The following is a 15,999-nucleotide window of genomic DNA, read 5'->3' on the forward strand; positions in this document are numbered from 1 at the left end:
TTTTGTTTATAGGCGGCAGGTCTCGCTTGGCCACACCATGGCAAAGCTATTCGGCAATTCTGTGACAGAAATTGGATTTTTGGGGGCAAACCGCCTTTTTCCGCCGCCTGGTACCCTGCCCGATTACAACGGTTTGGGGTCAGAATCAAAACACCCCGCCGGGAAATCGGCGGGGTGTTTTGTAATTTCAACCGGTTAAGGGTAACCGATCAATCGATATCTTCGATCTCGCCAGCCGAGCCGGTAACCTTGGCGGCAAGGGCGGCTGCCATAAAGGCATCAAGATCGCCGTTCAGGACACCCTGCGTATCGGATGTTTCGGTGCCTGTGCGCAGGTCCTTGATCATCTGATAGGGCTGTAGAACATAGGAGCGGATCTGATGGCCCCAACCGATATCGGTTTTGCTGTCTTCGACGGCCTGTGCTTCGGCTTCGCGTTTTTGCAGCTCTGCCTCATAAAGACGGGCTTTGAGCATCTTCATCGCGGTGTCGCGGTTTTTGTGCTGTGAACGGTCGTTCTGGCACTGTGCGACAATACCGGTCGGAATATGGGTAATACGAACCGCAGAATCGGTACGGTTAACGTGCTGACCACCGGCACCCGATGCGCGATAGGTATCAACACGAAGATCCTTATCGAGGATTTCGATATTGATATCGTCATCAATCACCGGATAGACCCAGACCGACGAGAAGCTGGTGTGGCGGCGTGCCGAACTGTCATAGGGCGAAATACGCACCAGACGATGCACACCCACTTCGTTCTTGAGCCAGCCATAGGCATTGTGACCGGTGATCTTGTACGTCACCGATTTGATGCCGGCTTCCTCGCCCGCGCTTTCTTCGAGCATCTCAAGCTTGTAGCCCTTGGACTCTGCCCAACGGTAATACATGCGCGCCATCATCGATGCCCAATCCTGTGCCTCGGTACCACCGGCACCGGCATGGATTTCAAGATAGGCGTCATTGGCGTCAGCCTCACCCGAAAGCAGGCTTTCGAGTTCACGCTGGGATGCGATTTCACGAATGGCACGCAGGCCTTCCTCGGCCTCGGCAACCGTTTCTGCATCGCCTTCTGCTTCGCCAAGCTCGATCAGTTCGATATTGTCTTCGAGCTCCTGGGCGAGCTTTTTATAGCCATTGATGGCATCATCAAGCTGGGTACGTTCACGCATGACTTTCTGCGCATTGGCGGCGTTGTCCCAAAGGGTCGGGTCTTCGGCCAGTGCGTTCAGTTCGTCGAGGCGTCTAAGAGCGTTATCCCAGTCAAAGATGCCTCCTCAGCAGTGCCATTGACTGCTTGATTTCATCGACCAATGCCTGTGCTTCGGCGCGCATTGATGTCTCCGTTATTCATCAGAAATTTGTTGGGCCCCAGACCGGTTTGGACAAACCGGCTGCGGCAAACTCGGCGCAGCTTATAGCAGTTTTTGCCGCGGTTGAAACCCCTGCAACCATGCAAAAACCCGGCAAGATTTCCCTGCCGGGTTTTGGATGTCTTCATTCAGGCCAGATCAGCCGGTCAGCAAATCCGTCAGTAAATGCCGCCGGGTCCTGAAACCGCGCCATTGCCACTGTCAGAACCGCCGACACCGCTGTAGCCGCCATCAATGACATTGTCATTCGATGCCGGAATGGTTCCGGGTTTGAAAGCTTCCCAAATCACATCCTGATCACCCGGACGGGCCGGAATGCCGGTACGCGCTTCGACGCGGACCATGCGAATGCCCGGCGGGGTGCGGAACGGAATGGCTTTGGTGCCTTCAAGGGCACCGCGCATGAATTCCTTCCAGATCGGGGCTGCGGCACTGGCACCTTGTTCCTTGTCACCAAGGGAACGGTTGTCATCAAAGCCGACATAAACACCGACCGCAAGGTCAGGCGAGAACCCGACGAACCACGCATCACGTGAATCGTTGGTCGTGCCGGTCTTACCAGCCAGCGGATAACCGAGTTCGGCAATCGTGCGGCCCGTGCCGCGCGACACCACGCCTTCCATGATATGGACCATCTGGAACGCGCTTGCCGGGTCGGTCAGCTGTTCACGGGTATCGGGAAGATCAGGCGGCATCTGATTGCGGAAGGCAACGTCCTGGCACTGGGCGCAATCACGTTCGTCCCGACGATAGATCACATTGCCCCGACGGTCCTGAATACGGTCAATCAGGGTCGGTGTGATTTTCTTGCCGCCATTGACCAGTTCGGCATAGGCCGCGGTCAGGCGCATGACAGTCGTTTCCGCCGCACCAAGCGACATGGACAGAACTTCGGGCAGATCATCGACAATACCGAACCGTTCGGCATAATCGGCAACAATCGGCATCCCGATGGTCTGGGCAAGACGCACCGTCATCAGGTTACGCGACTTTTCAATCCCCAGACGCATGGTCGAAGGACCATAGAAATTGCCGCTATAGTTGCCCGGTTTCCATTTGCCAAGTCCCGGCCCCTGATCGATCACGAAAGGCGCATCAAGCACCAGGGTCGAAGGGGTAAAGCCCTGATCAAGGGCCGCAAGATAGACAAACGGCTTGAAGGCCGAGCCCGGCTGACGACGGGCCTGGGTTGCGCGGTTGAATTTCGACAGATCGTGCGAAAAGCCGCCCGACATCGCAAGAACGCGACCGGTATGCGGGTCCATCGCCACCAGGCCCCCGTTGGCATTGGGGATCTGGCGCAGGCCATAGGTATTTGGCGGCAGTTTTTCGCCATCAAGTTCGGCGAAATGTTTGACGTAAACCACATCACCGGGTTTGAGAACATCAGACGGACGATTGACCACAGGCCCCAAGGTTTGACCTTTTTGCCAAGGCCGTGCCCATGTCAGGAAGCGCAACGGAATGCGGCCCTGCTCGCCCGATTTAAGGCCAAGGGTCGCCTCATTGGCATCAGTGCCAAGCACAACCGCAATATCCCAGGGAATATCGCCCGGGGTTTCGACTTCGCGCAGTTTCTGCTGCCAATTGTCATTCAGATCGATCTGGGTGATCGGCCCGCGCCAGCCATGACGACGGTCATAGGCAACAAGCCCGTCAAACAGGGCCTTGTCGGCAACACTTTGCAAGCGCGGATCAACGGTCGATCGCACCGAAAGACCACCGTCATAGAGCATACCTTCGCCGTAACGATCAACAAGCTGGCGACGGACTTCCTCGGCAAAGAAATCAGCCTGATAGGTATCCACCGATTCACGGGATTTGCCTTCAAGCGGCGCAGACCATGCGGCCTGTGCTTCGGCCTCGGTGATGTATTTTTCTTCAAGCATCCGGCCGATGACCCAGTTGCGACGTGCCTTTGCCTCGTCATGGTTGCGGACCGGATGGTAATTCGAAGGCGCCTTTGGCAAGGCGGCAAGATAGGCTGCTTCTTCGATATTAAGCTCATCAAGCGACTTGTCGAAATAGCGCAACGACGCCGCCGCAACACCATACGCCCCGCTGCCCAGATAAATCTCGTTCAGATACAGCTCAAGGATATGCTCCTTGGAAAATGCCCGTTCGATACGGAAAGACAGGATTGCTTCCTTGATCTTGCGTTCATAGGACACTTCGTTGGTCAGAAGAAAGTTCTTGGCGACCTGCTGGGTGATGGTCGATGCGCCAACCGGACGGCGACCGGTACCGATATTGACAACGTTGGTAACCGCCGCACGCAAAACAGACGCGAAATCAATCCCGGGATGGGAGAAGAAGTTTTTGTCCTCAGCCGCAACAAAGGCATCAATCACCTTGTGCGGGATGGCGGTGATCGGCACAAAGACACGTTTTTCGCGTGCATATTCTGCAATCAGCGCACCGTCAGATGCATGAACACGTGTCATGACCTCCGGCTCGTAATCTTCAAGCTGGGTGTAATCGGGCAGGTCCTGACCAAAATGCCAGAAAATCGCCAGAACGCCGGCGCCGCCTGCGATCCCCATCAGAAACAGAAAGCCGAAAATACTAAGTAAAATGCGCATATAAGCAGGTCTTTTTTCGTTTTGTTGGCCTGAGGTTGCGCATATTCATGCACAATCATCAGAAATGCAATGTCCCAACGGATAACCGTTTCCCGCAGGGCGATCCCCGCACTAACCACTATTATAGCGGCAAAAAAGTGACGAGGTTGTGACAGCTCTCACTTAAGGGAACTTTTAGTTTAGCAAAACCTGCATATGACTGACCATCTGCCCGCTTAAAAAAATGTCGATGCCGGCAAACGGAGCAGACCGGAAGCGTTCAGGGAATGCAGTTCCCGTGAACACCGCTGCTAGAATTTGTGCTTTTCGAAATAGATATCAATTGCCCGCAAGACGGCCTCGGCAATCTTTTTGCGATGGGCCGGGCTTTGCAGCAGTTTGGCATCGGTCGCATTGGACAGATAGCCCATTTCAAACAGGGCCGACGGAATATCAGGCGCCTTCAAAACGGCAAATCCGGCAAAGCGATGAGTTCTGCGTTGCAGTTCGATGCTTTTGGACAGTTGACTGACCATGTTGGCGGCAAGCGTTGCCGACAGGTTCATGGTTTCGCGCTGGGCCAGATCGATCAGGATGCTTTGCACCAGCGAATTTTCATCGGAAAGATCAATACCGGCAATCACGTCGGCCTTGTTTTCCTTTGACGCCAGGGCGGCGGCTTCTTTGTCCGATGCGTTTTCAGACAGGGTATAAACCGATCCACCGCGATGTTTGGGATTGGCAATTGAATCCGCATGCAGTGATATGAACAGATCGGCACCGTTTTTACGGGCAATTTCAACGCGCTGGCGCAGTTTCAGGAAGACATCCTTGTCACGTGTCAACAGCACGCGATAGCGCCCCGATGCCGTCAGCGTATCGGCAAGCTGCCGGGCCGCGGCCAGCGTCAGGTCCTTTTCATAGACATTGCCAACCCCGATGGCGCCCGGATCAACACCGCCATGACCGGCATCAATCGCAATAAGCGGCTTTTCATCGCCGCCACGACCGGATTTGACCGCCACATCCACACTTTGTTCTGTGGCGCTGGTGTCATTGCGGCTGCGTGCGGAATAGGCTTCCATGCTTTCGCGTGACGCCGTCAGGAAGGCGTCGCGTTTTGCCGGTTTCAGATCGACGACCAAACGGTTGGGTTTGCCGCCTGATGACGGCAATGCGAAAATTTTGGATACCAGTGACGGTTCGGCAACATCAAGAACGACACGGAACGTACCGGGTTTGAACAGGCCATAGCGCAATCCCGAAATAAGCCCGCCGCCCGATGTCACCTTGCCGGGCGGGGCGCTCCAATCGATTTCGGGCATATCAATGATGATGCGATAGGGATCAGGCAGCAGGAAATAGGTAAATTCGACATCGCGATCAAGATCGATGACAAAGCGGGTATAATCAGGATAGACGCCCAGACGCGCCCCCAGAACCTTTGCCGCCTGTGCATTGGCAGTCGATGTTACAAGCTGGACTGAAAACAGCAGCAAAAACAATGCGATCGCAAGTCTTGCGAGTTTTTGAAAACCCGAAGACAACGAAGCAGATCGCACATGGGAATATGTGTTTGCATGCGGTGAATTCATCTGTCGTGCTTGTGCCTGGTTACCCTGCCAAAGGTGAGATAGTCGCTTATAGCAATGCGTTGGTTAACGGGCAATTGACCAAAGCAAGAAGTTCCAAAGACGCGTTTTGCGGCCATTGGCCCATCCCGTTAAATCGCCAACCGGGCAAAAACATCGCATTTTCATGGATTTGCCCGCATTTAATCGCCAAAGGCGAAACTGCGCGGAATTCTTCGCCTTTTGACGGATCACTGTCAGAAAGTCGTCATATGATGCAACAAAACTGTTTGTCGCAGGCGAATAAACCGGATATGTTGCACCCGAGATTCCTATGCTTTGTGGTATGAAACTTAAACGCCACCAGGCTGAGGACGCGACTAGACCAGTTCTTACGGTCGGTGTCTCGGTGACGCGGCAATTCCCGCTCCCGATAGAGCCCTCCTGAAAAAGGCTGCCTTGGCGCGCTCGAAAATACGCAACCTATTTTTGTTTCAACATCAAAACCAGGTCCGAACCGGAAGAGCAGCCGACACGCGATGAACCAGAGACATACAGGACATATCGCGACCCTATTGGACGGCGCCTCCGGTCACGCCGGTTTGTTTGCATATCAGCGCAGCAATGCGCGTAGCATTGAACTGGCGGGACCTCCAGGAACAGGTTCCGAATGGTTAAACGCATGCTTATCGATGCAACGCACGCGGAAGAAAGCCGCGTCGTTGTTATTAATGGAAATCGCCTAGAAGAATACGACGTCGAGACATCGACCAAAAAACAGATCAAGGGTAACATCTATCTCGCCAAAGTGACGCGAGTAGAACCGTCGTTGCAGGCGGCCTTTGTTGACTATGGCGGAAACCGCCACGGTTTTCTTGCCTTCAGTGAAATCCATTCCGACTATTACCAGATCCCGGTTGCCGACCGCGAAGCCCTGAGCCAGGGTGGCGCACAGGTCAAGGACGCCGAAATTGTCGAAGACAATATTGGCGAAACCGACGACAGCCCGAAAAAAGAAAAGAAATCGACCCGTTCGCGTTCGCGCCGCAAACCGCGCGCAAAGGACAAGGACGAAACCGAGGACGCATCAGAATCAGATGCGACTGATGGGGAAACCGTGGTTGATGCCGATGCAGCCAATCCGACGGATGGCGCATCTGATGGTGCGGGTTCTTCTGATGAAGAAGAAACCAAGCCGCGCCGCCGTCGCACGCGCAACCGTCGCAAAAAATCCGACGATGCCGACGCAGCGGCAAGCGATGCGTCTTCTGACGAAGCAGCATCGGGTGATGCCAATGCAGACACCGATGGCGGTTCTGATGACGACAATTACCCGTCGGGCGGCAATGCTGCCATGTCGGCGGACGTCGCAGAACTGAGCGTTGATGTCGACGCCGACGGTGACGACAGCGAAGAAGACGCACCGTCTGCCGATGCCGGCACCGAAGAAGAAGAGATCGAAGATCTTGGCGGCGACGACACCGACGAATTCGTTGAGTCGCATAGCCGTCAGCTTCAGAAACGCTACAAAATTCAGGAAGTCATCAAACGCCGCCAGATCATTCTGGTTCAGGTCGTCAAGGAAGAGCGCGGCAACAAGGGCGCTGCCCTGTCGACCTTCCTGTCGCTGGCTGGCCGTTATTGCGTTCTGATGCCCAACACCCCGCGTGGAGGCGGCATTTCGCGCAAGATCACCAATGCCAAGGACCGCAAGCGTCTGAAATCCATTCTGGCCGAGCTGGAGATTCCGGACGGCATGGCCGTGATCGTTCGCACCGCCGGTGCCGAACGGACCAAGGCCGAGATCAAGCGCGACTTCGATTATCTGATGCGTCTGTGGGATCGTATTCGCGAAACCACCCTTCAGAGCCAGGCGCCTTGCCTGATCTACGAAGAAGCCGATCTGATCAAACGTTCGATCCGCGACCTTTATGCGCGTGATGTGGATGAAGTTCTGGTCGAAGGCGACGACGGTTACCGGGTTGCCAAAGACTTCATGAAGATGCTGATGCCGTCGCATGCCAAGCGTGTGCAGCCCTATAAGGATCAGGGCGTGCCGCTGTTCCACCGTTTCCAGGTGGAAAGCCAGCTTGATGCGATGCTCAATCCGGTCGTACAGCTTAAATCCGGTGGCTATATCGTCATCAACCCGACCGAGGCACTGGTCGCGATTGACGTGAACTCCGGCCGTTCGACCCGCGAACGCAATATCGAAGAAACCGCTTACAAGACCAACCTTGAAGCGGCCGAAGAACTGGCACGCCAGTTGCGCCTGCGTGACCTTGCCGGTCTGATTGTTGTCGACTTTATCGACATGGAAGACCACCGCAACCAGGCATCGGTCGAGCGCAAGCTGAAAGAAGCCATGCGCAATGACCGTGCGCGTCTTCAGATTGGCCGCATCAGCCCGTTTGGTCTGCTTGAAATGTCGCGTCAGCGCCTGCGTCCGTCGCTTGTTGAAAGCGCGTTCGAGGTTTGCTCGCACTGTCGTGGTGTCGGCCTTGTCCGTTCGATCGAAAGTGCAGCCCTGCATCTGCTGCGCGTGATCGAGGAAGAAGGCATGCGTCGCCGGTCCGGGGCGCTTACCGTTCATGTCGCAAGCGAAGTTGCGCTTTATATCCTGAACCGCAAACGTGATTCGCTGGCCGAAATCGAACAGCGTTACGGCTTTACCGTCATGATCTTTGGCGATGACAGCCTGATTTCGCCCGATCACCGCATTGAACGCACCCGTGCGAAAAAAGGTGACGAGCAGGAAGAAGCTGCACCGGTTCTCAATACCGACAGTGTTTCCCTGACGGCGATTGAAAGCCCGGTTGAAGCCGACGACGAAGAAGAAGAAACCGTCCGCGGTGATGATGACGATCAGGGTGGCAAACGCCGCCGCCGTCGCCGCCGCCGTCGTGGTCGTAACGATGATCGTGATGATCGTACCGAAAACCAGCAGGACGCCACAGATAGCGACGCCGAAGATGCTGATGGTTCGGATCGCAACGGATCTGATGATGATGACGAAGACAGCAACCGCAAACGCCGTCGTCGCGGCAAGCGAGGGGGTCGTCGCCGGTCGCGTCGTCAGGACTTTGACGGTAACCGTACCCGGTCGCCCAATGATGATCCGGCCCTGACGGCAGCACGCCGCAACCGTGATCACGAAGCACCGGACGGTTCCGAAGAAAACACCGTGATCGACGCCGAAAGCGAAGGTCAGGATGCTGACAGCTTTGATCAGGAAGGTGTCCGCGCCGGTCGTACCCGCAACACCACCGCCCCGGCCCCGGCCCGTCCGCGTCGCGATCGTAACGACAACCGTCGTAATCGCCGTGATCGCAACAGCCGTCCGGAACGTGGCGAAGGTAGCAACGAGCGCGGCGATGTCAAAAACATCCCGATCCAGACCGGCCCGGCACCCGAAGCGGTTGCCGAGAGCAAACCGGACGCCGCAGCGGCCCCGGCCAGCGCACCGGCAGAAGTAACGGCACCGGCCCCGAAAGCCGAGGCACCAAAGGTTGAAGCCCCAGCTGAAAAGCCGACAGCTCCGAAGCCGGTCGAACCGGCCAAAGCCGAGGCACCGGCTCCTGCGCCCACCCCGGCCCCGGAAGCTGCCCCGGCCGCTGAACCGGCCAAGGACGAAAAGCCGAAGCCGAAAAAACGCGGCTGGTGGAGCCTTGGTCGCTAAGACCCTAGCTACAGACAAATAAAAAGGGCTGCCCGTCGGGCAGCCCTTTTTCGTTACAGGCGTTACGCGGTTAACGTTTCCAGTTCTGCAACGCCTTGACCGCACCAATCATGGTTGCTTCGCTGTGCGCGAACGAGAAGCGGACATAACCCTTGCCACGCATCCGGTCGAAATCGGTGCCCGGTGTGGTGGCGACGCCGGTTTCTTCGAGCATCTGGCGACAGAATGCTTCGCTGTCTTTGGTCAGTTCGCGCACATCGGCATAAAGATAGAACGCACCATCCGCCGGGGCGAATTTGGTGAAACCGGCCTTGGGCAGACCATCAAGCAGGATTTCACGGTTGCGCGCATAGGCCGCGATATTGGCCTGAAGTTCGTCTTCGCAATCAAAGGCCGCGACAGCCGCGATCTGTGACAGAGCCGGGGCTGAAATAAACAGGTTCTGCTGCAAGCATTCGACTGCCCGCATCAGATCAGGCGGGACAATCGCCCAGCCAAGACGCCAGCCGGTCATGGAAAAATATTTCGAGAAGCTGTTGATGATGATCGCCTCATCCCCGAATTCAAGGGCGGTACATTCGGCGACATCGCCAAATGAAATGCCCTGATAGATTTCGTCACTGATCAGGCGAATGCCGTTTTCGCGGCAATAGGCCGCCAGTTCGCGATAGGTTTCAACATCAATCATGCTGCCTGCCGGGTTGGACGGGCTGGCAACAATCAGACCATCAATCGGCTCGTCGAGATCACGCAGCATCTGCACGGTCGGCTGATAATGGGTTTCGGGGCCTGCCGGCAGATTGACTGTTTCAATGCCAAGCGCGCTCAGGATGTTGTGATAGGCCGGATAGCCCGGTGCAGCCATCGCCACCCGATCCCCGGCATCAAACGCCGCAAGGAAGGCCAGAACAAAGATTGATGACGATCCGCTGGCAACGCATACACGCGATGGATCAACCGACACGCCGAATTTGGTTTTGTAATGCCCGGCGATGGCTTCGCGCAGGGGGTCAATGCCCATCGCATTGGTGTAACCGATCAGATCGGCATCAAGTGCCCTGGCGGCTGCTTCGCGTACCTTGCGTGGTGCGGGTGTCCCGGGCTGGCCGACTTCAAGGTGGTAAACAGCTTTTCCTTCGGTTTCGCGCGCATTGGCGGCACGCATCACATCCATAACAATAAAGGGCGAAATTGCCCCGCGCTGTGATTGTTTCAAAGCCATTATGTGGGGTCCTGGATATTGATCAAAAGCAACAGGGCAGGATGACCCTGCCCTGTGGAAATGGTGTGGTTATCGCACGCCCGCCATGCCGCCGCCGGCAGGGTCGGCAACAAACTGGCAGCTTTCGGGATGGGGTGGCACACCTTCAAGACAACGAATGACATTGACCGACGATGTGCCACTGGAATTCAGCGCAACACCCGATGCAGCACCGGCACCGATCAGGTCTTCTGCCATGGTGGCAATCTGTTTGGTTGCACCGGCAGGCGTCCCGGTTCCGGCAATGCCGTAATAATATTCCCAGACAAAGGGGTTCACCATCAAAGCCGGCCCCATCAGCGGCGTTGCCGCCTGTGCCGCATCACCGGCAGCAAGGTTCAAGCCAAACGCATCGGCACCAAGTCCGGCGCCAAACGGCGTGTTCATGGTGGTCATGCAGGCCACGGCATTGGCCGCGCGGTCAACAACGACAAAGCCGCTGCGACCCGACATCGGCTGTCCGGCCATGTTTCGGGCATCAATATCGGCAAGATAACGATTAAGGATATCGGCCACATCACTGCCACCTGAAATCACCGCCGGTGCCGTCGTCGCACGTGGCGGATAGGCCAGATACAGGATTTCGTTACCGTGTTTGACCTCGGTCGCCGATTTCCATTCCGGGCGATAGTTGCGCAAATCATCAGCCGTCAGCGTACCACCAGCATTCTGGACCGCGGCGGCAATATCGGCACCAAGCGCCCCGTTATAGAAATCCCCCGGCCCCTTGACCCGAAGCGACGTCAGCAGGGCCGCAAGGTTCACAGACCGGATGCGATCACCAACTTCGAGCAATTTACCATTCGGCATAAAGGTTTCGCGCAAGGCCGGGCTTGCTTCGATGCGGTCGCGATTGGCTTCGATGTCATTGACCAGCGACCGTGAAACCGGCACGCCAAGGCGGGCATATTGTTCCGCCGCACTCAAAAGCGACGCCCATTGCAAACGCCCGAAACGCGCACTAAGCGCATAAAGACCGCGCGGCACGGCCGGGATGGTCGTTGCGGTCTGGCCTGCGCTGGTGCGCGTGCCCGGACGGGGCCAGAAATCAAGAACTTCGACTTTTTTGGCTTCGCGTTCATGCACAACGCACACCCCACCACCGCCGATCCCGGCGACTGACGGTTTGGTCACGGTCATGGTCGCGTAAAGCGCAACAGAGGCATCCGCCGCCGTCCCGCCAGCCGACAGAACATCCCGTGCAACCCGGACGGCGCGTGGCTCATCTGCGACCACACCACCGAAATATCCGGTCACTGCCCCTATTTGACCAAGATTTTCTGTATTAGTACTACTGCAGGCAGCAAGACCGGCAGTCATTGCGATTGCGAACGCGATCCGCCATGATGGCTTGCGCGTCGGCATTGAACCGACATCAGTCGAACGAAAATATGGAACGCACATTTTGCTCAGACGCATTATTACTCTCACTGCCATTTTCCTTGTTGCCCTGCCTAGCACGGTTTTGGCGCAGGGTCGTTCTTTTATCCGCGATACCGAGATCGAGGAAACCCTTCGTCTCTATGCTACGCCAATCTTCAAAGCGGCGGGGCTCGATCCGAATGGTGTGTCCATTTATATCGTTTCTGACAACAGCTTGAACGCATTTGTTGCCGGTGGCCAAAAGCTTTTTATCAATACTGGGCTGTTGTTAAAAGCAGAGACTCCCGAACAGGTTATCGGGGTGATGGCCCACGAAACCGGTCACATAACCGGCGGGCACCTTTCGCGCGTACATGATCAGTTGCGCAACGCATCGGCAATTTCAATCCTTTCGACCATTGCGGGCGTTGCTGCCGGTGTGGCCGCAGGCCGGTCTGATGTCGGTACCGCAGCGATTCTGGGTGGGCAGAATATCGCCACCCGAAACTTTTTGGCATATTCGCGAACCCAGGAAAGCAGTGCTGATCAGGCCGGTGTCAAATATCTGACGGCGGCGGGCATTTCCGCGCGCGGCATGATGGAATTCATGGAAACGCTTGAAGGTCAGGAATTGCTGAGTACGGCAAGCCAGGACCCCTATATGCGAAGCCACCCGCTGACCACGGAACGTGTCGAGTTTCTCGAAAACTATGTTGCGAATTCAACGCTGAAAGACGCCAAGGTCAGTGACGATCTGTATGAACGTCATGCACGGATGCGCGCCAAACTTTATGCCTTTACCAATCAAAAGCAAAATACGTTGCGCACCTATCCCGAAAGCGACACCAGCGTCGCCGGGCAATATGCGCGTGCCATTGCCTATTACCAGAATTCCGAACTGGCCCCTGCCCTTGAGATCATCGAAAACCTGATCGCGGTTGAACCGAACAACCCGTATTTCGAAGAACTTAAAGGTCAGGTTCTGCTGGAATTTGGCAAGGCGCAGGAAGCCATTGCCCCGCTTGAAAAATCAACAGAACTGTCAAACGGTGCGCCTTTGATCCGTCTGTTGCTGGCGCATGCGATGATTGAAACCGGCGATAACAGCTATCTCGAAGCTGCCAAAACCAACCTGATGGGCGTGTTGTCACGTGAACGCGGCAATGCATCAGCATGGCGTTTCCGCGCCATTGTCGAAAACCGTCTGGGCAATGAAGGTGAAGCATCGCTGTCGCAGGCTGAATACAGCCTTCTGACCGGCGACCGTCAGGCAGCAAGCTACCACGCCGTTCAGGCCGACCGTAAACTCGACAAGGGATCGGCCGCCTGGTTGCGTGCACAGGATATCTTGCAGGCCACCAATCCGGACGGAAAACCCGGTAAGGACGCACCGAAGTGATCGGGCCTTGGCCGCATTTCGCGCCAATGTCCGCAATCTTCAAAACATTTCCGGTTCTCAAACGCTTTTTGGGCGTTTGGGTACTGGTGATGGCAACAAGCCAGATCACGGCCTGTGCCCTTCCGGGGGCCGGGGTTGATGTTGGTGGTGATCTGAAACTTCTATACGCGCCCTTTTCGCTTGATCATCCGCCGCGCTACTGGACCGTTGATCAGAAACCCTACGCAAGCCCGGATTTGAGCCGAATATCTGCATCGGCGTCAGCGTCGGATCTGCCATTACAATGGTCTGACAAGGATGGCCGCATTGCGCTGGCTGCCCGTCCGGGGCTTGGATCATTTGAATTCGGACGCCGGACCAATGTTATCGTTCTGGCCTCGCCATATCTGTCATTTGACTGGCAATTCAACAGCACGGCCCAGATTGGCGACATTGAATTGGAACTCGGATTTCGCCGACAACGTCAGGGAAGCTGGCGGGAAAGCGATCTTGGATCGGGCAAACCGGCAATTGACCAGCTTGTCCGCATTCCCGTCGGACAGCCATCGGTTCAATATGGTGAATGGCAGCGCGAATATTTTGATCTTTCGACCCTTTATCGCCGGTACTGGCCAGACGCCAGAAGCGACGAGGTTCGCCTTGTCTGGATCGGGATTGTTCCGGGTCGCGACCATAAACCTTCTGTGAGTGGGATCACCTATCTAACGCATATTTTACTTTCCCGTTAGCGGCCTGATCCCGTATCACAGAACCAACTCTTAACCGTCAGGCCATAAGCGGCCACAGTCACAGAAGGACACCCGATGAATTCCAAGATTGTAAAACGCTTCCTTGGCTGCAGCGCGATTGCCACGACCATGCTGTTTGGTGCTTCGCTTGCGCAGGCCGATGAAACGCTGAGCGATGGACAAAAAGCCGCCGTCGAAAGCCTGATTGAAGACTATCTGTTGAAAAACCCGGATGTGCTGTTGCGCGCCATCCAGAATGTTCAGGTCTGGCAGGCCACCGAAAAGGCCCGTCAGCAGGCAGAAGCCATCACCCCGGTCTGGGATGCCCTGGTGGCTGACAGCTCGGTTCCGTCTTTGGGCCCGGTTGATGCCCCGGTCACTGTGATCGAGTTTTTTGACTATCATTGCGGCTATTGCAAGCGTGCCTTTGATGGCGTGATGGATATCGCCAAGGAACATGACGGCAAAGTCCGGACCATCTTTGTTGAATTCCCGATCCTGCGCGAAGAAAGTGCCACGGCCGCACGCGCCGCACTGGCCGCCGACAAGCAGGGCAAATATATGGAAATCCACGAAGCTTTCATGGCCAACCGCGGCCTTCTTGACGACACGCGCATTGACGAGCTTGCCGCGTCTGCCGGTGTCGATGTTGCCAAAATGCGCGAAGACATGCAGTCGCCCGAAATCGGCGGCATGATCGCCCAATATGCGGCAATGGCGCGCACCGTCGGCATCAGCGGAACGCCTGCCTTTATCATCAATGGCACCATGGTATCGGGCGCGGATATGGATCGCGTCAATGCGCTGGTGAAAACCGGGCTTGAAGAAGCATCCTGATTTTTCGCCCCTGCGCCATTGTGACAACATTTGCAGTCACACCGTTGCGCAGTCCGAACAAAACGACAAAGGCCCGTTTCGAAATCGAAACGGGCCTTTGTTTTACGCAAATGGCATGCTGATCAGATGATCCCGGCCAGCGGGGATGACGGATCGGCATATTTCTTTTTGGGCATGCGACCAGCCAGGAAGGATTCGCGTCCGGCAATGATGGCATGCTTCATCGCGCGCGCCATGCGGATCGGGTCCTTTGCCCCGGCAATTGCGGTATTCATCAGAACCCCGTCACAGCCAAGCTCCATGGCAACGGCCGCATCCGATGCCGTCCCGACGCCAGCATCAACCAGGACCGGCACATTGGCATTTTCCTTGATCAGGGCGATATTGACGGGGTTAAGGATCCCCATGCCCGACCCGATCAGCGATCCCAGCGGCATGATGGCACAGCATCCCATATCTTCGAGCATCTTGGCCTGAATGGGATCGTCGCTGCAATAGACCATGACGTCAAAGCCGTCCTTGATCAGGGCTTCGGCCGCCTTGAGCGTTTCGGGCATATTGGGATAAAGCGTCGCCTGATCCCCCAATACTTCAAGTTTCACCAGGTTCCAGCCCCCGGCTTCGCGGGCAAGGCGCAGGGTCCGCACCGCATCATCGGCGGTAAAGCACCCCGCGGTGTTTGGCAGGTAGGTGTATTTTTTCGGATCGACATAATCGACCAGCATCGGCTGGTTGGGATCGGTCAGATTGACGCGACGCACAGCAACAGTGACGATTTCGGCCCCGGATGCCTCGATCGCGATTTTGGTTTCCTCGAAATCCTTGTATTTGCCGGTCCCGACCAGCAAACGCGACGAGAATTTTTTACCGGCAACGACAAAACCGTCATCATCTGCGGCCGCCAGATCGGCTTCACCCGAACCGCCACCGATGAAATGGACGATCTCAAGCTTGTCACCATCGGCAAGTGCCGTTTGCCCATAGGCTGTCTTGGGCACGATTTCGAGATTTCGCTCAACCGCGACCTTGGTTGCGGCAATGCCCAGCTGGCCCAGCAGTTCTTCTACATTTGCGGCATTCTCGATAGTCCGGTCTTCACCGTTGATCGTCAGAAGCATCTTTTTCGTTCAATCCCTGTGGTATCAAAATCTTCATGATTGCCGCGCAGTATGCGCAGCTGCCCTGCCCGAGGCAAGCTGTCTTGTGATGAGCAGAGCCGGTTATG

10 protein-coding genes are annotated in these 15,999 nt (G+C 56.1%); 4 read left to right on the top strand and 6 right to left on the bottom strand.

Translation table 11 applies throughout. The features are described 5' to 3' along the window. Positions 1-209 precede the first annotated feature (209 nt). From prfB to M9H61_RS06365, 3 genes are all read right to left on the bottom strand, one after another. Positions 210-1,338 (bottom strand): peptide chain release factor 2 gene (gene prfB, locus M9H61_RS06355; protein ID WP_114113619.1). Its coding sequence is split into 2 segments (ribosomal slippage): positions 210-1,268 and positions 1,270-1,338, totalling 1,128 coding nucleotides; the frame shifts between segments, so codons are not numbered across the junction. A gap of 196 nt (positions 1,339-1,534) precedes the next feature. Beyond that, positions 1,535-3,958 (bottom strand): penicillin-binding protein 1A, encoded by a 2,424-nt coding sequence (locus tag M9H61_RS06360; protein ID WP_101247663.1) that lies wholly within the window; start codon positions 3,956-3,958, stop codon positions 1,535-1,537. Positions 3,959-4,248: 290 nt separating this feature from the next. After that, entirely contained in the window at positions 4,249-5,436 is a 1,188-nt protein-coding gene (locus M9H61_RS06365) for an N-acetylmuramoyl-L-alanine amidase (RefSeq protein WP_228196551.1), read from the bottom strand. Positions 5,437-6,178: 742 nt separating this feature from the next. Between M9H61_RS06365 and M9H61_RS06370 the strand changes: the two genes are divergently transcribed. Then, a complete protein-coding gene (locus tag M9H61_RS06370) occupies positions 6,179-9,187 on the top strand; it encodes a ribonuclease E/G (RefSeq protein ID WP_250284010.1) in 3,009 nt (1,002 codons plus the stop codon). 70 nt (positions 9,188-9,257) lie between these two features. Here M9H61_RS06370 and M9H61_RS06375 read toward each other — a convergent pair whose 3' ends face one another. Together M9H61_RS06375 and M9H61_RS06380 are read right to left on the bottom strand one after the other, a co-directional pair. Further along, positions 9,258-10,409 carry a pyridoxal phosphate-dependent aminotransferase gene (locus tag M9H61_RS06375; RefSeq protein WP_206928455.1) on the bottom strand — a complete coding sequence of 384 codons (1,152 nt, stop codon included), beginning with the start codon at positions 10,407-10,409 and terminating at the stop codon, positions 9,258-9,260. A 69-nt stretch (positions 10,410-10,478) separates the two neighbouring features. After that, a complete protein-coding gene (locus M9H61_RS06380; RefSeq protein ID WP_250284012.1) occupies positions 10,479-11,705 on the bottom strand; it encodes a gamma-glutamyltransferase in 1,227 nt (408 codons plus the stop codon). A gap of 148 nt (positions 11,706-11,853) precedes the next feature. On the opposite strand from M9H61_RS06380, the gene M9H61_RS06385 reads away from it, so the two are divergent. From M9H61_RS06385 to M9H61_RS06395, 3 genes are all read left to right on the top strand, one after another. Then, positions 11,854-13,209, top strand: coding sequence for a M48 family metalloprotease (locus M9H61_RS06385; RefSeq protein ID WP_068518548.1), 1,356 nt, complete (start codon positions 11,854-11,856; stop codon positions 13,207-13,209). A gap of 26 nt (positions 13,210-13,235) precedes the next feature. After that, positions 13,236-13,937, top strand: a complete 702-nt coding sequence (locus M9H61_RS06390) for a hypothetical protein (RefSeq protein ID WP_250284014.1) — start codon at positions 13,236-13,238, stop codon at positions 13,935-13,937. 75 nt (positions 13,938-14,012) lie between these two features. Next, positions 14,013-14,774: a DsbA family protein gene (locus M9H61_RS06395; protein WP_068518549.1), complete on the top strand. Its 762-nt coding sequence runs from the start codon at positions 14,013-14,015 to the stop codon at positions 14,772-14,774. A 122-nt stretch (positions 14,775-14,896) separates the two neighbouring features. Here the strand turns inward: M9H61_RS06395 and thiS are convergent, their stop codons facing one another. Further along, positions 14,897-15,892, bottom strand: a complete 996-nt coding sequence (thiS, locus tag M9H61_RS06400) for a sulfur carrier protein ThiS (RefSeq protein ID WP_068518550.1) — start codon at positions 15,890-15,892, stop codon at positions 14,897-14,899. Positions 15,893-15,999 lie beyond the last annotated feature (107 nt).

It is taken from the genome of Thalassospira sp. GO-4 (genome assembly GCF_023588965.1).
Classification (GTDB): domain Bacteria; phylum Pseudomonadota; class Alphaproteobacteria; order Rhodospirillales; family Thalassospiraceae; genus Thalassospira; species Thalassospira povalilytica.

Excerpts from the sequence above, each read along its gene's own strand:
- M9H61_RS06360 (WP_101247663.1), bottom strand. The coding sequence starts at position 3,958 with ATGCGCATTTTACTTAGTATTTTCGGCTTTCTGTTTCTGATGGGGATC.
- M9H61_RS06370 (WP_250284010.1), top strand. The coding sequence starts at position 6,179 with ATGGTTAAACGCATGCTTATCGATGCAACGCACGCGGAAGAAAGCCGC.
- M9H61_RS06375 (WP_206928455.1), bottom strand. The coding sequence starts at position 10,409 with ATGGCTTTGAAACAATCACAGCGCGGGGCAATTTCGCCCTTTATTGTT.
- M9H61_RS06390 (WP_250284014.1), top strand. The coding sequence starts at position 13,236 with ATGTCCGCAATCTTCAAAACATTTCCGGTTCTCAAACGCTTTTTGGGC.
- M9H61_RS06395 (WP_068518549.1), top strand. The coding sequence starts at position 14,013 with ATGAATTCCAAGATTGTAAAACGCTTCCTTGGCTGCAGCGCGATTGCC.
- thiS (WP_068518550.1), bottom strand. The coding sequence starts at position 15,892 with ATGCTTCTGACGATCAACGGTGAAGACCGGACTATCGAGAATGCCGCA.